This is a genomic window from Geodermatophilus normandii (assembly GCF_003182485.1).
Taxonomy (GTDB): Bacteria; Actinomycetota; Actinomycetes; order Mycobacteriales; family Geodermatophilaceae; genus Geodermatophilus; species Geodermatophilus normandii.
Genome location: NZ_QGTX01000001.1, coordinates 2401040 through 2422784, shown reverse-complemented (window position 1 = coordinate 2422784; position 21745 = coordinate 2401040). Strand labels below are relative to the sequence as shown.

General features: G+C 77.2%; 23 protein-coding genes. 7 read left to right on the top strand and 16 right to left on the bottom strand.

Annotated elements, in window-relative coordinates:
• Window positions 1-96 precede the first annotated feature (96 nt).
• Genes JD79_RS11905 through JD79_RS11895 form a run of 4 tightly spaced genes read left to right on the top strand, consistent with a single transcriptional unit; the run spans window position 97 to window position 2663 of the window.
• The gene (locus JD79_RS11905; protein ID WP_211307943.1) at window positions 97-801 is read left to right on the top strand and encodes an energy-coupling factor ABC transporter permease; all 705 of its coding nucleotides are present in this window, start codon (window positions 97-99) and stop codon (window positions 799-801) included.
• The gene (locus tag JD79_RS23055) at window positions 798-1136 is read left to right on the top strand and encodes a PDGLE domain-containing protein (RefSeq protein WP_211307942.1); all 339 of its coding nucleotides are present in this window, start codon (window positions 798-800) and stop codon (window positions 1134-1136) included. The genes JD79_RS11905 and JD79_RS23055 overlap by 4 nt, the downstream gene beginning before the upstream one ends.
• Window position 1137: 1 nt before the next feature.
• Window positions 1138-1920, top strand: a complete 783-nt coding sequence (gene cbiQ / locus JD79_RS11900) for a cobalt ECF transporter T component CbiQ (protein WP_110005681.1) — start codon at window positions 1138-1140, stop codon at window positions 1918-1920.
• Window positions 1917-2663, top strand: coding sequence for an energy-coupling factor ABC transporter ATP-binding protein (locus JD79_RS11895; RefSeq protein ID WP_110005680.1), 747 nt, complete (start codon window positions 1917-1919; stop codon window positions 2661-2663). The genes cbiQ and JD79_RS11895 overlap by 4 nt, the downstream gene beginning before the upstream one ends.
• 74 nt (window positions 2664-2737) lie before the next feature.
• Here the strand turns inward: JD79_RS11895 and ftsY are convergent, their stop codons facing one another.
• Window positions 2738-3958, bottom strand: coding sequence for a signal recognition particle-docking protein FtsY (gene ftsY, locus JD79_RS11890; RefSeq protein ID WP_110005679.1), 1221 nt, complete (start codon window positions 3956-3958; stop codon window positions 2738-2740).
• Window positions 3959-4029: 71 nt separating this feature from the next.
• Between ftsY and JD79_RS11885 the strand changes: the two genes are divergently transcribed.
• Entirely contained in the window at window positions 4030-5715 is a 1686-nt protein-coding gene (locus tag JD79_RS11885) for an alkaline phosphatase D family protein (RefSeq protein WP_110007651.1), read from the top strand.
• 21 nt (window positions 5716-5736) lie between these two features.
• Window positions 5737-6552: an endonuclease/exonuclease/phosphatase family protein gene (locus JD79_RS11880; protein WP_110005678.1), complete on the top strand. Its 816-nt coding sequence runs from the start codon at window positions 5737-5739 to the stop codon at window positions 6550-6552.
• 55 nt (window positions 6553-6607) lie between these two features.
• On the opposite strand, the gene smc is transcribed toward JD79_RS11880, so the two are convergent.
• From smc to JD79_RS11820, 12 genes are all read right to left on the bottom strand, one after another.
• Window positions 6608-10180: a chromosome segregation protein SMC gene (gene smc / locus JD79_RS11875; protein WP_110005677.1), complete on the bottom strand. Its 3573-nt coding sequence runs from the start codon at window positions 10178-10180 to the stop codon at window positions 6608-6610.
• Window positions 10181-10250: 70 nt separating this feature from the next.
• A complete protein-coding gene (locus JD79_RS11870) occupies window positions 10251-10394 on the bottom strand; it encodes a hypothetical protein (RefSeq protein WP_245900044.1) in 144 nt (47 codons plus the stop codon).
• Between the two features lie 198 nt (window positions 10395-10592).
• Window positions 10593-10865, bottom strand: coding sequence for an acylphosphatase (locus tag JD79_RS11865; protein WP_110005676.1), 273 nt, complete (start codon window positions 10863-10865; stop codon window positions 10593-10595).
• A complete protein-coding gene (gene mutM, locus JD79_RS11860) occupies window positions 10862-11764 on the bottom strand; it encodes a bifunctional DNA-formamidopyrimidine glycosylase/DNA-(apurinic or apyrimidinic site) lyase (RefSeq protein WP_110005675.1) in 903 nt (300 codons plus the stop codon). Before mutM ends, JD79_RS11865 begins: the two co-directional genes overlap by 4 nt.
• 3 nt (window positions 11765-11767) lie before the next feature.
• Window positions 11768-12556, bottom strand: coding sequence for a ribonuclease III (gene rnc / locus JD79_RS11855; protein WP_245900043.1), 789 nt, complete (start codon window positions 12554-12556; stop codon window positions 11768-11770).
• 25 nt (window positions 12557-12581) lie between these two features.
• Window positions 12582-12761, bottom strand: coding sequence for a 50S ribosomal protein L32 (gene rpmF / locus JD79_RS11850; protein WP_073421798.1), 180 nt, complete (start codon window positions 12759-12761; stop codon window positions 12582-12584).
• Between the two features lie 2 nt (window positions 12762-12763).
• Window positions 12764-13312, bottom strand: coding sequence for a YceD family protein (locus JD79_RS11845; RefSeq protein WP_245900042.1), 549 nt, complete (start codon window positions 13310-13312; stop codon window positions 12764-12766).
• Window positions 13313-13563: 251 nt separating this feature from the next.
• Window positions 13564-14253 carry an ATP synthase subunit B family protein gene (locus JD79_RS11840; RefSeq protein ID WP_110005673.1) on the bottom strand — a complete coding sequence of 230 codons (690 nt, stop codon included), beginning with the start codon at window positions 14251-14253 and terminating at the stop codon, window positions 13564-13566.
• Entirely contained in the window at window positions 14250-14729 is a 480-nt protein-coding gene (gene coaD / locus JD79_RS11835; RefSeq protein ID WP_110005672.1) for a pantetheine-phosphate adenylyltransferase, read from the bottom strand. Before coaD ends, JD79_RS11840 begins: the two co-directional genes overlap by 4 nt.
• Window positions 14726-15280, bottom strand: a complete 555-nt coding sequence (gene rsmD / locus JD79_RS11830) for a 16S rRNA (guanine(966)-N(2))-methyltransferase RsmD (RefSeq protein WP_110005671.1) — start codon at window positions 15278-15280, stop codon at window positions 14726-14728. Before rsmD ends, coaD begins: the two co-directional genes overlap by 4 nt.
• A complete protein-coding gene (gene recG, locus JD79_RS11825; protein WP_110005670.1) occupies window positions 15277-17472 on the bottom strand; it encodes an ATP-dependent DNA helicase RecG in 2196 nt (731 codons plus the stop codon). The genes rsmD and recG overlap by 4 nt, the downstream gene beginning before the upstream one ends.
• Before the next feature lie 2 nt (window positions 17473-17474).
• The gene (locus JD79_RS11820; protein ID WP_110005669.1) at window positions 17475-19067 is read right to left on the bottom strand and encodes a DAK2 domain-containing protein; all 1593 of its coding nucleotides are present in this window, start codon (window positions 19065-19067) and stop codon (window positions 17475-17477) included.
• A 162-nt stretch (window positions 19068-19229) separates the two neighbouring features.
• Here JD79_RS11820 and rpmB point away from each other — a divergent pair, with 162 nt between their 5' ends.
• A complete protein-coding gene (gene rpmB / locus JD79_RS11815) occupies window positions 19230-19421 on the top strand; it encodes a 50S ribosomal protein L28 (RefSeq protein ID WP_110005668.1) in 192 nt (63 codons plus the stop codon).
• Between the two features lie 112 nt (window positions 19422-19533).
• Here the strand turns inward: rpmB and JD79_RS11810 are convergent, their stop codons facing one another.
• From JD79_RS11810 to JD79_RS11800, 3 genes are read right to left on the bottom strand one after another with little or no spacing between them, the layout of a single operon-like run.
• Window positions 19534-20163 (bottom strand): cytidylate kinase-like family protein, encoded by a 630-nt coding sequence (locus tag JD79_RS11810; protein WP_110005667.1) that lies wholly within the window; start codon window positions 20161-20163, stop codon window positions 19534-19536.
• A complete protein-coding gene (locus JD79_RS11805) occupies window positions 20151-20693 on the bottom strand; it encodes a GNAT family N-acetyltransferase (protein WP_110005666.1) in 543 nt (180 codons plus the stop codon). The genes JD79_RS11810 and JD79_RS11805 overlap by 13 nt, the downstream gene beginning before the upstream one ends.
• A complete protein-coding gene (locus tag JD79_RS11800) occupies window positions 20677-21711 on the bottom strand; it encodes a thiamine-phosphate kinase (RefSeq protein WP_245900041.1) in 1035 nt (344 codons plus the stop codon). The genes JD79_RS11805 and JD79_RS11800 overlap by 17 nt, the downstream gene beginning before the upstream one ends.
• Window positions 21712-21745: the final 34 nt, after the last annotated feature.

The window sequence follows — 21745 nt, the reverse complement described above, 5'->3', positions numbered from 1 at the left end:
GGGCGTCGTCGCTGCGAGGCCCGTGCAGTTGCAAATCGTGTGCAATAAGGTTCCCGCGGGCGGCACCCGGTCGCCCGCACCCCCGTGGAGGCCCGTGTGCACGTCCCCGACGGATTCCTGGACGCCCCGACGTCCGTGGCCACCGGCGTGGTCGCCGCCGGGACGGTGGCCCTCGCCCTGCGCGGCGCCCGCCGCGAGCTCGACGAGCGCACCGCTCCCCTGGCGGGCCTCACCGCCGCGTTCGTCTTCGCGGTGCAGATGGTCAACTTCCCGGTCGGCGCCGGCACGAGCGGTCACCTGATCGGCGGCGCGCTGACCGCGGTCCTGGTCGGCCCCTGGACGGCGGTGCTGTGCACGACCGTCGTCCTCGTGGTCCAGGCGGTGCTCTTCGCCGACGGCGGGATCACCGCGCTCGGCACGAACGTGACGCTGATGGGCCTGGTCGCCGTCGGCGTCGGCTACGGGGTGTCCCGGCTGCTGCTGTCGGTGCTGCCGCGCACCCGGGGCGGGCTGCTGGCCGCGGCCGGGGCCGGGGCGTTCGTCTCGGTGCCGGCGGCCGCGCTGGTGTTCGTCGCGCTGTTCGCCGCCGGCGGGGTCGCCGACGTGCCGCTCGGCGCGGTGGCCGCGGCGATGGGCGGCGTCCACGTGCTGATCGGGATCGGCGAGGCGGTCATCACCGTCGCCGTGCTGGCCGCGGTGCTGTCGGTCCGGCCCGACCTGGTCCACGGCGCCGCGCACCTGCACCGCCCGGCCGACCTGGCCACCCGCCCGGGTCTGCGCGCCGAGGAGGTCGTGCGATGAGCCGCCGTCGCGGCCTGTGGCTGGCCGGCCTGCTGGTCACCCTGGTCGTCGCCGGGTTCGTCAGCTCCTACGCGAGCTCCTCCCCCGACGGCCTGGAGTGGGCCGCGGGCGAGACCGGCTTCGCCGACACCGCCCGCGACAGCGCCACCGCGGACTCGCCGCTGGCCGACTACGCCGTCTCCGGCGTGGACGACGGCCGGCTCTCCGGCGGGCTCGCCGGCGTGGCCGGCGTCGCGGTGACCCTCGTGCTGGCCGGCGGCCTCACCCTGGCGCTGCGCCGCCGGACCGGCCGTTCGGCGCAGGACGCCGCCGCGGCCCGGCCCGCCGGGGACTGACGTGGGCGCCGGGCACGGCGGCCCGCTGGGCGCGGCCTACGTCGCCGGCGGCAGCGTGGTGCACCGGCTGGAGCCGCACCTGAAGCTGGTCGCCGTGCTGGGGTTCGCGCTCGTCGTCGTCGCCACCCCGGTGCACGCGGCCTGGGCGCCGGCCGCCTACGCGGGGTACGCCGTCCTCGTCCTGGGGGCGGCCGCCGTCGCGCGGGTGCCGGCCGGGCGGCTGGCCCGCGGGTTGGTCGTCGAGGTGCCGTTCCTGGTCTTCGCGCTGCTGTTGCCGGTCGTCTCGCGCGGGCCGCGGGTCGAGGTGCTGGGCCTGTCGCTCTCGGAGAGCGGGCTCGCCGCCGGCGGCGGGCTGCTGGCCAAGGCGACGCTGTCGGTGCTCGCCGCCACGGTGCTCGCCGCCACCACCGAGGCGCGGGAACTGGTGCGCGGGCTGCAGCGGCTGCGGCTGCCGGCGCTGCTCGTGCAGATCCTGTCGTTCATGGTCCGCTACGCCGACGTCGTCGGCGGTGAGCTGCGGCGGATGCGGGTGGCGCGGGAGTCCCGCGGGTTCCGCGGCCGCGGACCCGGGGCGCTGCGCGTCGTGGCCACCGGCGCCGGTGCGCTGTTCGTGCGGTCCTACGAGCGCGGCGAGCGCGTGCACCTGGCGATGCTGTCGCGGGGGTACGGCGGCGCGATGCCGGCCGGCCCGGCCGCCGCGGTGCCCGTGCAGGCGTGGCTGGTCGCGCTGAGCCTCCCCCTGACCGCCGCCGCGGTGCTCGCGGCGGGGATGCTGCTGGGGTGACCGCCGCTCCCGCAGCCCTGCTCGTCGAGGACCTGGCCTTCGCCTACCCCGACGGTCACCAGGCGCTGTTCGGCGTGGACCTGCGGCTGGTGCCCGGGGAACGGGTGGCGCTGCTGGGTCCCAACGGCGCGGGCAAGACGACGCTGGTGCTCCACCTCAACGGGATCCTCTCCGGTGGGCGCGGCCGGGTCAGCGTCGGCGGGCTGCCGGTGGAGAAGCGGAACCTCGCCGAGGTGCGCCGGCGGGTGGGGATCGTCTTCCAGGACCCCGACGACCAGCTCTTCATGCCCACCGTGGGCGAGGACGTGGCGTTCGGGCCGCGCAACCTCGGCCTGCCCGAGCCCGAGGTCGCCGTCCGGGTGGCCGCGGCGCTGGAGCAGGTCGGCATGGCCGGGTCCGCCGACCGGCCGCCGCACCACCTGTCCTTCGGCCAGCGCCGCCGGGTCGCCGTCGCCACGGTGCTGTCGATGCACCCCGAGGTGCTGGTGCTCGACGAGCCGTCGTCCAACCTCGACCCGGCCGGCCGGCGCGAGCTGGCCGAGGTCCTCACGGGCCTGCCGGTGACCATGCTCATGGTCACCCACGACCTGCCCTACGCCCTGCAGCTGTGCCCGCGCTCGGTGGTCCTCGACGGCGGCGTGGTGGTGGCCGACGGGCCGACCCGCGACCTGCTCGCCGACGCCGACCTGCTCGCCGCCCACCGGCTCGAGCTCCCCTTCGGCTTCGACCCCACCCGGGTCTGAGCCTCCGTCGGCGTCCTCCGGGCCCCTCCCGGGCACCGCCCGGCGTGCGGGGGGTGGGAGGAGAGGTCCTCCCGCTAGTCGGCGCCGCCGACCAGGCCCTCCGCGAAGGTCTCCGGCTCGAACGGCGCGAGGTCGTCGGCGCCCTCCCCCAGGCCGATCAGCTTCACCGGGATGCCGAGCTCCCGCTGCACGGAGACGACGATCCCGCCCTTGGCCGTGCCGTCGAGCTTGGTCAGCACCACACCGGTGACGTCGACGGCGGAGGTGAACACCCGCGCCTGCACGATGCCGTTCTGGCCGGTGGTGGCGTCGAGGACGAGCAGCACCTCGGTGACCGGGCTCTGCTTCTCCACGACCCGTTTGATCTTGCCCAGCTCGTCCATGAGGCCGGACTTGGTGTGCAGCCGCCCGGCGGTGTCGACGACGACGGTGTCGACCTCGGCCTCCACGCCGGTGCGCACCGCCTCGAACGCGACGGACGCGGGGTCGGCGCCCTCGCGGCCGCGCACGGTGAGCACGCCCACCCGCTCGCCCCAGGTCTCGAGCTGGTCGGCGGCCGCGGCGCGGAACGTGTCGGCGGCACCGAGGACGACGCTCTTCCCGTCGCCGACGAGGACGCGGGCGATCTTGCCGACCGTCGTCGTCTTGCCCGCGCCGTTGACGCCGACGACGAGGACGACCCCGGGGCGGCCCTCGCGCCGGTCGGTGCCCAGGCGGCGGTCGAGGTCGGGACCGAGGACGGCGGTGAGCTCGCGCACCAGCAGCGCGCGCAGGTCCGCGGGCGTGGCGGTGGCCAGCACCATCGACTGGGTGCGCAGCCGCTCGACGATCTGCGTGGTCGCCGCGACGCCGACGTCGGCGGCCAGGAGCGTCTCCTCGACCTCCTCCCAGTCGTCCTCGGTCAGCCGCTCGCGGGCGAGCACGGTCAGCAGGCCGCGGCCCAGCGAGGACTGCGAGCGGGCCAGCCGGGAGCGCAGCCGCACCAGCCGGCCGGCCGACGGCGGCGGCGTCTCGAACGCCAGGCCCGGCTCGGGCTCGGCCGGCGGCAGCTCGACGACGGGTGGCGCCTCCGGCGAGACCGGCTCGACGGGCGCCAGCCCCTGGCCCGACGCGGTGGCGCCCGCGGGCCGGTCCTCGGTCGGCGGGGCGGCCGGCGGGCGCGGACGGGTGAGCGTCGTGCCCGAGACCGCGTCGTCGTCCAGGCGGGTGGTGCGGCGGCCGCGGCCGACCAGCAGGCTCACCCCGAGGACCAGGGCCACGAGGACGATCGCGATCGCGATCAGCACGAACTCCATGGCCGTCATCTTCCCAGCCCGCGCACAGGGGACTCTGGGCGGAAGCCGGGTGCGTGGGCCAGGCTGACGGCATGCCGCTGCCCGAGGGGGACACCCCGACCCTCCTGATCGGTCCGCTCCTGCGGCACGTTGACCCCGTGTCGGCCACCGTGTGGGTGGAGACCGACCGCCCGTGCACCGTCGACGTCCTCGGACGGACCGTGCGCACCTTCCGTGCGGGCGGGCACCACTACGCCCTCGTCGTGGTCGAGGGGCTGGAGCCGGGCAGCACGACGCCCTACGAGGTGCGCCTCGACGGCGTGCGGGTGTGGCCCGAGGAGAGCTCGCCGTTCCCGCCGAGCCGGATCCGCACCCCCGGCCGGCCGGGCCCCTTCCGGCTGGCCTTCGGCTCCTGCCGCTACGCGGCACCGAGCACCGTCGACCTCGACGAGGGCATCCCGCCCGACGCGCTCGACGCCTACGCCGAGCGGGTGGCGACGCTGCCGGAGGACCGGTGGCCCGACGCGCTGGTGATGCTCGGCGACCAGGTCTACGCCGACGAGCTGACCACGGCGACGCGCACGTGGCTGGGCCTGCGCCGGGGCGAACCGGTCCCCGAGGACGGGCAGACCCGCGACTTCGACGAGTACACCCGCCTCTACGCCGAGTCGTGGAGCGATCCGCAGGTGCGCTGGCTGCTGTCGACGATCCCGTCGTCGATGGTGTTCGACGACCACGAGATGATCGACGACTGGAACACCTCGGCGGCCTGGCGCCGCGAGGTGACCGCGACCGACTGGTGGGAGGACCGGATCGCCGGCGGGCTGGCGAGCTACTGGGTCTACCAGCACCTGGGCAACCTCTCCCCCGCCGAGCTCGCGGAGCACGCGACGTGGCAGGCCGTGCGCGCGCTGCCCGAGGGGGCCGACGCCGCGCCGCTGCTGCGGGAGATGGCGCTGGCCGCCGACCGCGACCCGCACTCGGTGCGCTGGAGCTACGTCCGGCACTGGGGCGACGCGCGGCTGCTGATGGTCGACAGCCGCGCCGGGCGGGTGCTCGAGGAGCAGGGCCGCCGGATGGTCGACGACCTGGAGTTCGCCTGGGTCGAGGACCAGATGCGCCAGGCGGTCGAGGACGGCGTGAGCCACCTGCTGGTGGGCACGTCGCTGCCCTGGCTGCTCCCCCACGCCATCGACTCGATCGAGCGGTGGGACGAGGCGCTGGCCGTCCGGCACGAGGGCCGGCTCCTGGGGCGGGCGGCAGAGAAGCTGCGGCAGGCCGCCGACCTCGAGCACTGGGCGGCCTTCGGCGCCTCCTTCGACCGGCTGGGCGCCGCGCTGCTGGCCGTGGCCCGCGGAGAGCACGGCCGGGCGCCCGCGACGGCGCTGGTGCTCTCCGGCGACGTCCACCACGCCTACGCCGCCGAGGTGGTCTCCCCCGGCGGGCTGTCCGGGCGGGTGCACCAGCTCACCGTCTCGCCGCTGCACAACCAGGCGCCGCACCCGATCCGGGTCGGCTTCCGCATCGGCTGGAGCCGGTGGGCGCGGCGGTTCACCGGGGCGATCGCCCGGGCGGCGCGGGTGCGCCCGCCGTCGGTCGAGTGGGCCAAGGCGGCCGGGCCGTTCTTCGGCAACCAGGTGGGCGAGCTGGTCCTCGACGGGCGGGAGGCGCGGTTCGTGCTGCACGTCAGCGACCACCGGGCCGAGGGCGAGGAGTGCCTGCAGCAGGTGCTCGACCTGCCGCTGGCCGATCCCGTCCCGGTGGCGGTGGCGCGCTGACGGGGATGACAGGCTGACGGGGTGACCGATCCCCACGGCCTCAAGCCGGCCCCCGGTCCCGACCAGCCGCCGATCCCGGTGCGCCTGGTCACCTTCAACACCCACCACGGCGTGGGCGACGACCGCCGGCACGACCTCCCCCGCCTGGCGAAGGTGCTCGCGGCCGCCGACGCCGACGTCATCTGCCTGCAGGAGGTCGACCGGCACTTCGGCGACCGCAGCGAGGACGTCGACCAGGCGCTGCTGCTCTCGCGCGCGCTGGACATGCAGCTGGCCTGGGGCCCCGCCATCGACCAGGCGCGCCCCGGGGACGAACCGCGCCGCCAGTACGGCAACGCGCTGCTGTCCCGGCTGCCGATCCTCGTCAGCGACGTGCACCCGCTGCCCGGCAGCGGGGAGCCGCGCAGCGCGCTGCGCACCCTGGTCGAGCTCGACGGCGGCGCGCTGTGGGTGACCACCACCCACCTGACCACCCGGTCGGCGGCCGAGCGCGCCGAGCAGGTCGCCCTGCTGCGCGGGCTGTTCGAGGACCCGATGGCGACCGGCGTGGTGGTCGGCGACCTGAACGCCGCGCCCGACGCCCCGGAGCTCGCCGCGCTGCGCGAGGGCTTCGCCGACGCCTGGGAGCTGGCTCCCGAGCGGGAGGACCAGGCCCGCTGGCGGTTCTGGCAGCGCGACGAGGGCCTCACGCACCCGGCGCGTGCCCCGCACGTGCGCATCGACCAGGTGTGGGTGACCGGGGGCATCGGCGTGGCCGGTGCGCGCGTGCTCGACGGCGCCGGCGCGTCGGACCACCTCCCGCTCGCCGTCGACCTGCTGGTCCCCTCGGGCGTCTGAGCGAGGCCTGGGGAGCGATCCCCACGTCCTGGGCCCAGGACGTGGGGATCGCCTCCTATGCCCGGGCCGTCTCGGGCTCGCGCAGGCGCTGGCTGATGACGCCGGTGATGCCGTCACCGCGCATGCTCACGCCGTAGAGCGCGTCGGCGATCTCCATCGTCCGCTTCTGGTGGGTGATGACGATCAGCTGCGACGTCGCCCGGAGCTGCTCGACGAGGGTGAGCAGCCGGCCGAGGTTGACGTCGTCGAGGGCCGCCTCGACCTCGTCGAGCACGTAGAACGGCGAGGGCCGCGCCCGGAAGATCGCCACCAGCAGGGCGACGGCGGTGAGCGAGCGCTCGCCGCCGGACAGCAGCGACAGCCGCTTGACCTTCTTGCCCGGTGGGCGGGCCTCGATCTCCACGCCGGTGGTGAGCATGTCCTCGGGGTCGGTGAGGACCAGCCGCCCCTGGCCGCCCGGGAACAGCGTGGCGAAGACGCCCTCGAACTCGCGCGCGACGTCGGCGAACGCGGCCGCGAAGACGTCGTGGATGCGCCCGTCGACCTCGCGGACGACGGTGAGCAGGTCCCGCCGGGTGGCCCGGAGGTCCTCCAGCTGGGTGGCGAGGAAGGTGTGCCGCTCCTCCAGCGCCGCGAACTCCTCCAGCGCCAGCGGGTTGACCTTGCCGAGCGTGGCGAGGTCGCGCTCGGCCCGGGCCGCGCGGCGCTCCTGCGCGGCGCGGTCGTAGGGCTCCGGGGCGGGCTCGGGCTCCCCCGCGGCCTCGGCGGCGGCCAGCTGCGCCGGTGTGGGCGGCACCGGCGCGGCCGGCCCGTACTCGGCCACGAGCGTGGGCAGGTCGACGCCGAACTCCTCGGCCGCCCGCTCCTCCAGCGCCTCGATGCGCAGCCGCTGCTCGGCGCGGGCGACCTCGTCGCGGTGCACCTCGTCGGTGAGGCGCTCGAGCTCGGCGGTCGCCGCGCGGACCCGGGTGCGGACGTCGAGCAGCTCGGCCTCGCGGGCGGTGCGCTGCCGGGCCAGCTCGTCGCGCTCGGCGGCGGCCCGCTCCCGCGACCCGGCCAGCGCGGTCAGCGCCTCCTCGGCGCCGGCGCGCACCCGGGCGGCGACCTCCGCGCCCCGGCGGCGGGCCAGCCGGGCGGCCTCCGCACGCTCCCGCGCGGCGCGCTCCTGCCGGGCCTGGCGGCGCAGCGCCTCGGCCCGCCCGGACAGCGCGCGGGCCCGCTCCTCCGCCGTGCGCACCGCCAGCCGGGCCTCGGTCTCGGCCTGCCGGGCCGCGGCGACCTCCAGCCGCAGCCGGTCGCGTTGCCCGGCGTCGGGCTCCTGCTCGACGGGCGCGGCCTCGGCCTCGGCCAGCCGGGCCTCCAGCTCGGCCAGGGCCGCCTGCGACTCCTCCAGCGCCCGCTCCGCCCGGCGCGAGGCGGCGGCCGTGCGCTCGGCCTCGGCGGCGGCCGAGCGGGCCGCGGCACCGAGCTCGGCGAGCTCGGTGGCCAGCTTCGAGCGGCTGCGGTCGGCGGCCTGCCGGGCGGCCAGCGCGGTCTCGACGTCGGCCGAGCGCGCGCGGGCGGTCTCGCGGGCGGCGGCGAGCCGGTCGGCGAGGTCGGCGGCGCGGGCGCTGGCGGCGTCGAGCTCGCGCTCGGCCTCGTCCACGCGGGCGCGCACCTCCAGGCCGGAGGGGGCGTTGGTCGCGCCACCCGTGGCCCGGTCGGCGCCGACGAGGTCGCCGTCGGCGGTCACCGCGCGCACCCGCGGGTGGGTGGCGACCAGCGCGCGGGCCGCCTCGAGCGTCGGGACGACCGCGACCCGGTCGAGCGCGCGGGCCAGTGCGGGACGCAGCTCCTCGGGCGCCTCGACGAGGTCCAGCGCCCAGGACAGGCGCTCGGGCAGCACCGGCCAGCCCTCGCGCGGCAGCGGCGGCGGGCCGCCGGTGACCAGCAGGCCCGCGCGGCCGGCGTCGGTGTCGCGCAGCCGCGCCAGCACGGCGGCGGCCTCCGCCACCCCGGTGACGACGACCGCCTCGGCCAGCCCCTCCAGCGCCGCGGCCAGCGGCACCTCGGCGCCCGGCGCGACGGTGATCCGGTCGGCGACCGGCCCGGCCACCCCGGGCAGGCCGGAGGCGAGGACGGCGGCCGCCCCGTCGGCCGGGGTCAGCCCGAGGGCCAGCGCGTCGCGGCGGGCGGCCCAGGAGGCGCGGTCGCGCTCGGCCGCCCGCTCGGCGTCGGCGAGCTCGGTGACCGTGCGCGCGGCCGCGGCGTGCGCGGCGACGGCGTCGGTGTGGGCGGTGACCAGCGCGGCGTCCTCGTCGTCGGCGTCGGCCACGGTGGCCCGCCGCCCCGCCAGCCGCGCCTCGGCGGCCTCGGCCCGCGCGGCGGCCTCCGCGGCGGCCTGGCCGAGGCGCTCGGCCTCGGCCTGCCCGGCGGCGGCCCGGGAGCGCCCGGCGGCGACCTTCCCCGACAGCCGGGCCAGCCCCTCGCGACGGTCGGCCAGCGCGCGGGTGGCGGCCACCCAGGCGCGTTCCTCGGCGGCCAGCGCCCCGTCCAGCTCGGCACGCGCGGCGACGGCGGTGGCCAGCCGGCCGCGCTCGGCCTCCAGCCCGGCGGCGAGCTCGGCCTCGGTGGCGGCGACCCGGTCGGCCTCGGCCTCGAGCTGCTCCGGGTCGCGGCCACCGGTCGCGGCGGGGGCGGCGGCGAGGAGGTGCCGGTGCCGCTCGGCGGCGAGCTGGGCGATGCCGCGGAAGCGCTCGGTCAGCGCCGACAGCCGGTACCAGGTGTCCTGCGCGGTCCCCAGCCGCGGCGCGTCGGCGGCCAGGGCCGACTCCAGCGCGCTCTCCCGCCGCGACACCCCGGCCAGCTCGGCCTCGACGGCGGCCCGCCGCTCGCGGGCGGCGGTCTCGTCGGCGACGTCCTTGGCCAGCGCGTCGCGCAGCCCGACCAGGTCGTCGGCGAGCAGCCGGAGGCGGGCGTCGCGCAGGTCGGCCTGCACGCCGGCGGCGCGGCGGGCCACCTCGGCCTGGCGGCCCAGCGGCTTGAGCTGGCGGCGCAGCTCCGCGGTCAGGTCGGCCAGCCGGTCGAGGTTGGCCTGCATCGCCTCGAGCTTGCGGAGCGCCTTCTCCTTGCGCTTGCGGTGCTTGAGGACGCCGGCGGCCTCCTCGACGAAGGCGCGGCGGTCCTCGGGACGGCCGGACAGGACGGCGTCGAGCTGGCCCTGGCCGACGATGACGTGCATCTCGCGGCCGATGCCGGCGTCGCTGAGCAGCTCCTGGACGTCGAGCAGGCGGACCTTGTCGCCGTTGATCTCGTACTCGCTCTCGCCGGAGCGGTACATCCGGCGGGTGACCGAGACCTCGGTGTAGTCGATCGGCAGCGCGCCGTCGGCGTTGTCGATGGTGAGGGTCACCTCGGCCCGGCCCAGCGCCGGGCGGCCGGCGGTGCCGGCGAAGATGACGTCCTCCATCTTGCCGCCGCGCAGCGACTTGGCGCCCTGCTCGCCCAGGACCCAGGCGATGGCGTCGACGACGTTGGACTTGCCCGAGCCGTTGGGGCCGACGACGGCGGTGATGCCCGGCTCCAGGCGGAGCGTCGTCGGGGACGCGAAGGACTTGAAGCCCTTGAGCGTCAGGCTCGACAGGTGCACGAGAGCGGCAGCCTAGTCCCGGCGGCGCAGAGGGCCGGGACGGTCGGTGCGCAGAGGACCGGCGGGGCGCTTACGCCAGCGCGGGCTCGGCCTTGTCGCGGGTCAGGCTGAGCAGCTCGTGGGCGATGACGGCGTCCCGCTGGGCGCGCAGCTCGGTCAGCTCCTGCTCCAGGCGGCGCACCTTGGCGCGCAGCGCCGCGTTCTCGTCCATCACGCGGAGCTCCGCGGGCGATACGACGGAACCGAAGAGGGCCTTGGCCATGGCGAAAACGGCCTTTCGACAGCGAGAGGGGGTGCCCGCCGCCCCGAGAGGTCGGTCGGCGCGGGCTCGGTGTCCCCAGGGTGACACCCCCGGACACGCTGGTCAACGGCAGGAGCAGGGCGTCGCCGTGTCGGGGGGATGTCGCCTTCGTCACGCGGTGGTGAAGCCGCGGCCCCCCTGTACCGGACGGTCCTCCTGCGCCACGCCGGTCACCCGGCCCGGAGCGCCCGGCCCGTCGAGCGCCGCCACGACGGCGCGGACGTCGTCGCCGGGCCCCTCGAGCTCGACCTCGACCCGGCCGTCGGGCAGGTTGCGGGCCCACCCCGCCAGCCCGGCGCCCTCCGCCAGACCGCGCACGAACCACCGGTAGCCGACGCCCTGCACGTGCCCGGAGACCAGCACGCGCACCCGCAGGGCGCTCACGACCTGCGGATCCGCGGGCGGGGCTGGCACGTCGGGCAGCTGTAGCTCGACCGGTTCGTGAACGACTCCCGGACGACCGGCGTGCCGCAGCGCGGGCAGGGCCGGTCCTCCTGGCCGTAGACGGCGAGGAACCGGGAGAAGTAGCCGCTCTGGCCGTTGACGTCGACGTACAGGGAGTCGAACGAGGTGCCGCCCTGCGCCAGCGCCTCGCCGAGCACGCTGCGCACGCCGTCGAGCAGGTCGGCGACCTGGGCGCGGGTCAGCTTGTCGGTGGGCCGGGCGCCGTGCAGGCGGGCGCGCCACAGCGACTCGTCGGCGTAGATGTTGCCGACGCCGCCGACCAGCGTCTGGTCCAGCAGCGCCCGCTTGACCTCGGTCCTGCGCCGGCGCAGCGCCGCGGTGAAGCCCGCCTCGTCGAAGGAGGGGTCCAGCGGGTCGATGGCGATGTGCGCCAGGCGCTGCGGGATGCGCTCCGCCACGTCCTCGCCCACCCCGCCGCCCCCGGCGCACTCCTCCACGGCCAGCCCGCCGAACGTCCGCTGGTCGACGAAGCGCAGCTCGCGGCCGCCGTCGGTGAAGGTGAACCGGGCCCGCAGGTGGACCTCGTCGGGCTGGGACGGCTTCTCCACCAGCAGCTGCCCGCTCATGCCGAGGTGGGCGACCAGCGCCCGGCCGGCGGGCGCGCCGTCGGCCTCGGCCAGCGGCAGCCACAGGTACTTGCCGCGGCGGTGCGCGGCGGTGACCGTGCGGCCGGTGAGCGCGGCGACGAAGTGCTCGGCGCCCTCGAGGTGCCGGCGGACCGCGCGGGGGTGGTGCACCTCGACGGCGGCCACCGTGCGCCCGGCGACCCAGCGCTCCAGGCCGCGCCGCACCACCTCGACCTCGGGCAGCTCGGGCACGGCTCAGTCCCCGGCGGGGGTCCGGGCGGCGGACGGCCCGTCGGCGGAGACGGCGCGCCACGCGGCCTCGGCGGCCTCCTGCTCGGCGGCCTTCTTCGTGCGCCCGCGGCCGCGGCCGCGCACGACGCCGGCCAGCGAGACGGCGGCGGTGAAGGTCTTGGCGTGCGGCGGGCCCTCGTCGGTGACGTCGTAGACGGGGGCGCCGAGGCCGCGGGCGGCGCCGAGCTCCTGCAGGCTGGTCTTCCAGTCCAGGCCGGCACCGCGGGTCGCGGACTCCACCAGCAGCGGGTCGAACAGGCGGTGCACGATCGCGCCGGCGGTGTCGAGGCCCCGGCCCAGGTGCACCGCGCCGATCAGGGCCTCGAGCGCGTCGGCGAGGATCGAGTCCTTCTCCCGGCCGCCGGTGGTCTCCTCGCCGCGGCCCAGCAGCAGGTGCGGACCGAGGCCCCCGGCGCCCAGCCGCCGGGCGACGCCGGCGAGCGAGGTCATGTTCACCACCGAGGCGCGCAGCTTCGCCAGCCGGCCCTCGGGGAGGCCGGGCTGGCTGCGGTAGAGCTCGTCGGTGACGACCAGGCCGAGGACCGCGTCGCCCAGGAACTCCAGGCGCTCGTTGGTGGGCAGGCCGCCGTTCTCGTAGGCGTACGAGCGGTGGGTCAGCGCCAGCGCCAGCAGGCCGCCGGGCAGCTCGACGCCGAGGGCGTCGAGCAGCCAGGCGGCCGCGCGGTCGGCGTGGGCCTGCCCCGCCGGCGACCCGCCGTCGGGGATGACCGGCGTGCGGGCGTCGCTGCCCACCCCAGGTGTCCCGGTCAGTGCCGGGTCAGACCGACAGGACCTGACGGCCGGCGTGCTGGCCGCAGTTCGGGCAGGCCTGGTGCGGCGGCTTGAGCTGGCCGCAGGCGCGGTTCGGGCAGGGCGAGAGCGTGGGGGCGCTCGCCTTCCACTGCGACCGGCGGGCGCGGGTGTTGGCGCGGGACATCTTCCGCTTCGGGACGGCCACGGTCAGTTCTCCTCAGGGTCGCCCGGACGGTCGTCGACCGCTCCGGTGGTGAAACGGCCGGCGAGGCCGGCCCAGCGGGGGTCGACCAGCTCGTGGGAGTGGTCGGCCGGCAGGTCGTCGAGGCGCTGGCCACAGCCGGAGCACAGGCCGGCACAGTCCTCGGAGCAGGTGGGCGAGAGGGGCAGGGCGAGGACGACGGTGTCGCGGACCATCGGCTCGAGGTCGATGCGCTCGCCCTCGACGAGGCGGACCTCGTCCTCCTCGCTGGTGGCCTCGGTGGTGCTGCCCGGGTAGGCGTAGAGCTCCTGGACGTCGAGCTCGAGGGTGTCCTCGACCGGGTCCAGGCAGCGCGCGCACTGGCCCTCGACGGGCACGTCGACGTTCCCGGAGACGAGCACGCCCTCCATGACCGACTCCAGGCGCAGCCGCAGGTGCACGGGCGCGCCCTCGGGGACGCCGATGAGCTCGAGCCGCCAGCCCGCGGGCGCGGGCAGGGTGCGGTCGAGCTCCTGCATCGAGCCGGCGCGGCGGCCGAGCTCGCGGAGTTCCACGGCCCAGGGGTTGGCGGCGGGACGCCGGGCGTCCGGGGACGCGGCGCCTGAGCGGTGCGGTGCGGCAGGCATGTCGGTACTCGCGGTCGTCAGTGGGAGGGGATCCGGTCCGGGGAGGTCACCGGCGGACCAGCAACCGAGACTACCCGATCCGCGCCAGTGGCCGTCCGTCCCGGTGAGGGACCGGAGGCGGCCGCGCTGCGGGGTCCCGCGCCGAGCGTCGGCGAGGCGTGGGGGGCAGCGGGGTTCTCCTAGGGGTCCCTGAGCGTCTCGCGTGCCTTCTCGACCGAGCGCAGCATCCGCTCCAGCGTGGTGCCGAAGTCGGCCAGCCGGGTGTCGACGTACTCGTCGACCTCGGCGCGCATCCGGTTGACCTCGGCGACGGTCTGCGCGCCGAGCTCGTCGGAGCGGCTCACCGCGCCGCGGTAGACCTCGGTCTCGGTGACCAGCCGCTCGTGCTCGGCCTGCGCGGCCGCGAGCAGCTCCGCCTGCCGCGCCTGCGCGTCGGCGAGCACCGCCTCGTGGTGGGCCTGCGCGTCGGCGACCAGCCGGTCGGCCTCCGCCTCGGCCTGGGCGAGCAGGCCCTCGGCCTCGGCCTGGGCGCGGGCGAGGATCTCGTCGCGCTGCCGGCGGGCGGTGCCGAGGACCTCCTCGCGCTGGCGGCGCGCGGCGGCGACCAGCCGGTCGGCCTCCTCGCGGGTGCGGCCGGTGAGCTGCTCGGCCTCGGCCTGCGCCTGCTCGAGGATCTCGGTGCGCTGCTCGACGATCGCGCCGGCGGCGTGCACCTCGTCGGGCAGGTTCTCGCGCAGGTCGTCGAGCAGGTCGAGCAGGTGGTCGCGCGGCACCATGCACGAGCCCGACATGGGCACGCTGCGGGCGTTCTCGATGACCCGGCTCAGCTCGTCGACGGTCTCGTACAGCCGGTAGACGACCTCGGTCACGGCTCCGCCCGCTTGGCCAGGAGCCGGTCGAGGACGCCCTTGGGCACCAGCCGGGAGACGTCGCCGCCGAAGGTCGCGATCTGCTTGACCAGGCTGGAGGACAGGTGGCCGACCTGCGGGGCCGTGGGCACGAACAGCGTCTCGACGCCGGCCAGCTCGCGGTTCATCTGCGCCATCTGCAGCTCGTACTCGAAGTCGCCGACCGCCCGCAGGCCCTTGACCACCACCGGGACGTCGTGGCTGCGGCAGTAGTCGACCAGCAGGCCGCTGAAGCTGTCGACGACGACGTTGGGCAGGTCGGCGACCGCCTCGCGCAGCAGCTCCATGCGCTCGTCGACGGCGAACAGCCCGGCCTTGCCGGGGTTGACCAGCACGGCGACCACGAGCTCGTCGTAGAGCGCGGCGGCGCGGGCGATGACGTCGACGTGGCCGTTGGTGACCGGGTCGAAGGACCCGGGACACACCGCTCGCCTCACGGGAGGCGACCGTACCGGAGCAGGGCCTCTCCGTAACGGCGGTCGCGGATCCCGGTGAGGGGTGTCGGCCACGCGAAGGGCTCGTCGCGGGAGGACCGCTCGACGACGACGACCGCGTCCCGGGCGAGCCACCCGCCCGTGACCAGCGCGGTGAGCACGCCGGTCACGTCCTCGGCGGGCACGGCGTACGGCGGGTCGGCGAGCACGAGGTCGAAGCGGGCCGGCGGCGCGCCGCCGACGACCGTGGGCACCGACCCGGCGACCACGCGCGCGCCGGGCAGGCCGACGGCGGCGACGTTGGCGCGCAGCACCGGCAGCACCCGCGGGCCGTTCTCGACGAGCACGACCTCCGCCGCGCCGCGGGAGAGCGCCTCGAGGCCCAGCGCCCCCGAGCCGGCGTAGAGGTCGAGGACGCGGGCGCCGTCGAGGTCGAGCAGGGTGCCGAGGCTGTTGAACAGGCCCTCGCGGGCCCGGTCGCCGGTGGGCCGCACGCCGCTGGGCGGCACCTTCAGCCGCCGTCCCCCGGCGACGCCGGAGATCAGGCGCGTCACGCCTTCTCGAGGTAGTCGGCGCGCTCGTCGGTGGCGAGCGCGGCCACCTCGGCGGCGAGGCCCGGGTGGTCGGCCAGGCCGCCGCCGGTGGCCAGCAGCTCGGTCGCCTCCGCGCGGGCCGCGGCGATGAGCTCCTCGTCCTCCAGCAGGGACAGCAGCCGCAGCGTCGAGCGCCTGCCGGACTGGGCGGCGCCGAGGACGTCGCCCTCGCGGCGGGTCTCGAGGTCCAGGCGGGCCAGCTCGAAGCCGTCGGAGGTGCCGGCGACCGCGGCCAGCCGCTGCCCGGTCGCCGTCGTCTCGCGGGCCTCGGTGACCAGCAGGCACAGGCCCCGGTGCGCGCCGCGGGCGACCCGGCCGCGCAGCTGGTGCAGCTGGCTGACGCCGAAGCGGTCGGCGTCCATGACGACCATCACGGTGGCGTTGGGCACGTCGACGCCGACCTCGACGACCGTCGTGGCGACGAGGACCTGCGTCTCGCCGGAGGCGAAGGCGCGCATGCGCGCCTCCTTGTCCTCGGGCGTGAGCCGGCCGTGCAGGACGTCGATGCGCAGCCCGGCCAGCGGGCCCTCGCGCAGCGCCTCGGCGACGTCCAGGACGGCCAGCGGCGGGCGCCGGTCGTCCTCGCCCCCGCCCTTCTGCGGGGCCCCGTCGGCGTCCTCGGGGGCGTCGGTCTCCGCGCTGCCGGTGTCGTCGTCGCCGATCCGCGGGCAGACGACGTAGGCCTGCCGGCCGGCGCCGACCTCCTCGCGCAACCGCTCCCAGGCACGGTCGAGCCACGCGGGCTTGTCGCTGACCGGGACCACCGAGCTGGCCACGCCGCCGCGGCCGCTGGGCAGCTGGCGCAGCACCGAGGTCTCCAGGTCGCCGTAGACGGTCATCGCGACCGTGCGCGGGATCGGCGTGGCGGTCATCACCAGCACGTGCGGCGGGCGGGTGCCCTTCGCGCGCAGGGCGTCGCGCTGCTCGACGCCGAAGCGGTGCTGCTCGTCGACGACGACCAGGCCGAGGTCGGCGAAGTCGACGCCCTCCTGCAGCAGCGCGTGGGTGCCGACGACGATGCCGGCGCTGCCGTCGGCCACCGCGGCGCGCGCGGCCCGGCGGGCGGCGGCCTTGAGCGAGCCGGTGAGCAGCACGACCTTGGTGCCCGCGGGGTCGCCGTCGAGCTCCCCGGCGCGGGCGAGCGGACCGAGCATCGCCGAGATGCTCCGGGCGTGCTGCGCGGCCAGGACCTCGGTGGGCGCGAGCAGCGCGGCCTGCCCGCCGGCGTCGACGACCTGGGCCATGGCCCGCAGCGCGACGACGGTCTTGCCCGAGCCGACCTCGCCCTGCAGCAGCCGGTGCATGGGGGAGTCGCGGGCCAGCTCCGCGGCGAGCTCCTCCCCCACGGCCCGCTGCCCCTCGGTGAGGGCGAAGGGCAGCGCGGCGTCGACGGCGTCGAGCAGGCCGCCGCTCCCCCGTGGGCGGGCGGTGCCGGGTTCCAGGGCGGCGGCGCGGCGGCGGGCGGCGAGCACCAGCTGCAGGGTGAGCGCCTCGTCCCACTTCAGCCGCTCCCCGGCGCGCTCCACGTCGTCGGCGGTCGTGGGCCGGTGGATGTCGAGGAGGGCGGCGGGGAGGCTGAGCAGGCCGTGGCGGGTGCGCAGGTCCGCCGGGAGCGGGTCGGTGACGAAGCCGAAGCCGCCGGAGGCGTCGAGCAGCAGGCGGACCGACTTCTGGATCACCCAGCTGGAGACGTCCTTGCTCGCCGGGTAGATCGGGATGAGCGCGCGGGCCCAGTCCTCGTCGTCGTCACCGGTGATGAGGTGGAAGTCCGGGTGGGCGAACTGCTTGCTGTTGCGGTACTGGCCGACCGTGCCGGCGAACAGCCCCCAGGCACCCTGCTGGAGCTGGCCGTGCCGCCGGTTGAAGAACACCAGCTGCATCTCGCCGGCGCCGTCGCCGACGGTGACCTCGGTGAGCGTGCCGGGCCGGCTGCGCATCTTCCGGCTGACCACCCGGCGGACCTGCGCGAGCACGGTCACGCGGTCGCCGACCTGCAGGTCGTCGAGCCGGGTCATCTCCCCGCGCGTGGCGTAGCGCCGCGGGTAGTGGCGCAGCAGGTCGCGGACGGTGTGCAGCTCGAGGGACTCGGCCATCGCCTTGGCCGTCTTGGCGCCCAGCACGCGCGCCAGGTCGGTGTCCAGGGTCACCGCCACGCCTACTCCACCCCCACCTGCAGCGGGATCACCGCACCGGCGTCGTACCGGACGACCTCGACCGTCGGGTGCGCACCGGACAGGTGCGCGCAGACCGTGTCGCCGAGCGCGGGGTCGGGGCCGACGACGAGGGTGGCCATCTCCCCGCCGGCCGACAGCAGCCGGTCGAGCAGCTCGCACGCCACCGCCGCGAGGTCGCGCCCCACCACCACGACGTCGCCCTCCGCCGCGCCGAGGGCGTCGCCCGCGCGGCACGGGCCGGCGCTGGTGAGGGCGTCGGAGGCGGCGACGGTGACCTCGGCCCAGCGGGTCGCGGCGGCGGCCTCGGCCATCGCGATGACGTCGTCGCCGAAGCGGCGGGTGGGGTCGGCGACGGCGATGGCGGCCAGCCCCTGCACCGGGGAGCGGGTGGGGACGACGGCGACGTCGCGGCCGGCCTCGCGGGCGCGGTCGGCGGCGCGGGCGGCCACCGGCGTCAGCGCGGGGTCGTTGGGCAGCACGACGACGTCACCCGCGCCCGAGGCGACGACCTCGGCCAGCAGCTCGTCCTCGTCGACGCCCCCCGGACCGCACGGCACCACCCGCACGCCCTCGCCGGAGAACAGCTGCGCCAGCCCGTCGCCCGGGACCACCGCGACGACGGCGCGCAGCCCGGGCACCGGCGCGGGCGGACGGACCGGTGCCAGCGGGGTCACCGCGATCGAGTGCGGCCGGCCGGCCTCGATACCGGCCTCGATGGCGCCGCCGACGTCGTTGGTGTGCACGTGCACGTTCCACTGCCGGCCGGACGGGGTGTCGACGCCGACCACCACCAGGCTGTCGCCGAGGGCGGCCAGCCGGGTGTGCAGGACGGCGACGGAGGCCTCGTCGGCGTCGGCGAGCAGGTACTGCACCTCGCTGCCCGGCCCGGGCGGGGGCTGGTGCGGAACGGCCGCGGGGTCGGCCGGCCGGGTCCGGCGCGGCACGAGCGGTGACCGCGCCGGCTCGACGCCGGTGACGGTGGCCACCAGGGCGTCGAGGACCACGCAGAGGCCGGCGCCGCCGGCGTCGACCACCCCGGCGGTGCGCAGCACGTCGAGCTGGCCGGGCGTGGCCTCCAGCGCGGTGCGCGCGCCGTCGGCCGCGGCGGTGACGACGTCGGCCAGGGCGGTGCGCCCGTCGGCGACGGCGGTGACGGCGGCCTCGCCACCGGCGCGGGCGACGGTGAGCAGCGTCCCCTCCTCCGGGTCGGCGACCGCGGAGTAGGCGGTGTCGGCGGCCTTCTGCAGCGCCGCGGCGAGGTCGGGGCCGTCGGCGGGCTCCCGGCCGGCGAGCTGGTCGGACAGGCCGCGCAGGAGCTGGGCGAGGATTGTGCCGCTGTTGCCCCGCGCCCCGAGGACGGCGCCGCGGGTCAGCGCGGTCCAGGCCGGCTCGCCGTCGGCCGCGTCGAGGGCGGCGACGGCGGCCTGCGCGGTGAGCAGCAGGTTGGTGCCGGTGTCGCCGTCGGGCACGGGGAACACGTTGAGGTCGTCGAGACGGCTGCGGGCTCCGGACAGCGCCGTGACCGCGGCACGGCACCACTGGCCGACCGCGGCGTCGTCGAGCGCCTGCAGCACGGCCGGAGGGTACCTGCGGGATCCGACGGGGCCGGGCGCGGGAAACCGGCCCCGGCGACCTCGGCGACGGTCGTCCCGGCGAACGGTTAGACTGGTCGACGGTCTTCCGGTGGCCGTCCGTGCGCCGCCGTCTGCAAACGATTCTCCTGGGAGTGATCCACCGTGGCTGCCGTGTGCGATGTCTGTGGCAAGGGGCCCGGTTTCGGTATGTCGGTGTCGCACTCGCACCGCCGCACGCCGCGCCGTTGGAACCCGAACATCCAGTCGGTGCGGGCGCTCGTCGCCCCCGGCAACCGCAAGCGCATCAACGCCTGCACCTCGTGCATCCGCGCGGGCAAGGTCGCTCGCGCCTGATGCGCACGGGCGGCGCCCCCGCCCCTGAGCACGCCCCGGCCCCGGCCGGGCGGACCCCGGAGGTCGACGACCCCCGGGGTCCTTCGCGTGCGCCGGGCGAGGTCCGCCCCGCTCAGGCCGCGCCGATCCCCCGCGCCCGCGCCGCGGTCACCACCAGGTCCACCACGGTCTCCAGCGGCAGCGCCGTCCCGTCGACGACCAGGTGGTAGTGCCGGGCCGCCGCCGGGTCGGTCCGGTAGAAGTGCCGGACGTAGCTCTCGCGGGTGGTGTCGTTGGCCTCCAGCTCGCGCCGCAGCTCGTCCTCCGGGCGCCCGTAGCGGTGCACCGCCGCGCGCAGCCGGGCCTCGCGCGGGCCGTCGAGGCGGACGTGCAGGGCGTCGGGCCGGTCGCGCAGCACCATGGCCCCGCCCCGGCCGAGGACGACCCCGCCCGCGCCGTCGGCGATCTCGCGCAGGACCCGCTCGGTGTGCTCGCGGTAGGCACGCTCGTCGGGCTGGTCCGTGGTGGGGACGACGCCGCCGACGGGGTCGGGCATGGCGCCCAGCGAGGCGACCAGCCGCCACAGGCCGCGGACCACGCGCTCGTCGTTGGCCTCGGCGTCGTCCTGGGAGACGCCGAGCCGGCCGGCCACCTGCGCCGGGATCGCGCGGTCGTGGAAGGCCAGGCCCAGCCGCTCGGCGACGGCCGGCCCGACCTCCGGGCCGCCCGCGCCGTAGGACGCGGAGATCGTCACGACGCCCACGGCCGCTCCTCCTCGTCGACGTCGCCACCGAGCTCCCTGCCCAGGAACACCGCTCCCGCGCCCCCGGCGTAGATCCCGTAGCCCGGCACGGGCGTGTACCCGAGGCCCTCGTAGAGCGCGAGCGCCTCGGGCTGCCGGTCGCCGGAGTTGAGCACGACCGAGCGGTACCCCGCGCGGCGGGCGGACTCCTCGAGCGCGGCGACCACCACCTGCGCCAGCCCGCGCCGCCGGAAGGCGGGGGCCACGTACACCCGCTTGACCTCCGCCACGGTGGGGTCGTCGCCCTCGCCGTGCCGCCGCCACGCGCCGCACCCGGCCGGCTCGCCGCCGACCTCGGCGACGAGGAACACCCCCGCCGGGGGCACGAACTCGGCCGGGTCGACGGCCGCCTCGTCGGGGCCGCCGTAGCGGTCGACGTACTCCTGCTGCACGCGGGCCACGAGGTCGCGGGCGACCGGGTCGTCGTAGGGCACCGCACGCAGGCGGGCGACCGACCCGTCGCGCAGCCGCACGTCAGCCGAAGTGGACATGCCCGGTCCTCCCCGCCCCGACCGCGACCGCGACGTCGGCCGCCGGCTCCCCGCTCACGGACACCCCCGGCTCCCCCTCCTCGACCCGCCCGATGGCCACCCAGCCGTCCGGCAGTGTCGCCGACGGCGGGAAGGTCGCCAGCAGGGCGTGGTCCTCGCCGCCGGTGAGCACCCAGGCCAGCGGATCGGCGCCGAGGGCCGCCGCCACCTGCTGCAGCGGACCCGGCGGTTCCAGGGTCGCACGCACCAGCGTGGCCCGGTCGAGGTCCAGGACGACGCCGCTGTCGGTGGCGAGGTGCCCGGCGTCGGCGAGCAGCCCGTCGCTGACGTCGCACATCGCGGTGGCCCCCGCCTCGGCCGCGGCCGGGCCGGCCGCGTACGGCGGGGTGGGCCGGCGGTGCGCGGCGACGGCGGCCAGCGGGCTGCTGAACCCGCGGCGCAGCACCGCCAGCCCGCACGCCGACCAGCCCAGCCGCCCCGCGACGGCGACGACGTCGCCCGGCCGCGCCCCGGAGCGCAGGACCGGCGCGCGCCCGCCGAGGTCGCCGAGCGCCGTCACCGACAGGACCACCGACCCGCTGTCGGGCGCCGAGGCCACCGTGTCACCGCCGACGACCGCGGCTCCCAGCGGCGCGCACTCGGCGGCCATGCCGGCGGCCACGCCCTCCAGCCAGGAGGTGGGCGTGTCGGCGGGGCAGGCCAGCCCGACGAGCAGCGCGGTGGCCACCCCGCCCATCGCGGCGACGTCGGCCAGGTTCGCGGCGGCCGCCTTGTGCCCGACGTCCTCGGCCGAGGACCAGTCGCGGCGGAAGTGCCGCCCCTCGACGAGGACGTCGGTGGTGGCCACGACCCGGCCGTCGGGCACGCGCAGCACCGCGGCGTCGTCACCGGGGCCGACCTCGGCCACCCGTGCTGCCCCTGAGCGGGCGAGCACCCGGGCGATGACGCCGAACTCGCCGACGACCCGCACGCTGTCGGCGAGGTCGTCGCGGGGGCCCAGGGGCCGGGGCCGTGTCACCGGGCACACCGGGTCACTGCGGTAGGTTGCGCTC

Excerpts from the sequence above, each read along its gene's own strand:
- JD79_RS11885 (WP_110007651.1), top strand. The coding sequence starts at position 4,030 with ATGCCGCTGCCCGAGGGGGACACCCCGACCCTCCTGATCGGTCCGCTC.
- JD79_RS23055 (WP_211307942.1), top strand. The coding sequence starts at position 798 with ATGAGCCGCCGTCGCGGCCTGTGGCTGGCCGGCCTGCTGGTCACCCTG.
- ftsY (WP_110005679.1), bottom strand. The coding sequence starts at position 3,958 with ATGGAGTTCGTGCTGATCGCGATCGCGATCGTCCTCGTGGCCCTGGTC.
- JD79_RS11805 (WP_110005666.1), bottom strand. The coding sequence starts at position 20,693 with ATGTCCACTTCGGCTGACGTGCGGCTGCGCGACGGGTCGGTCGCCCGC.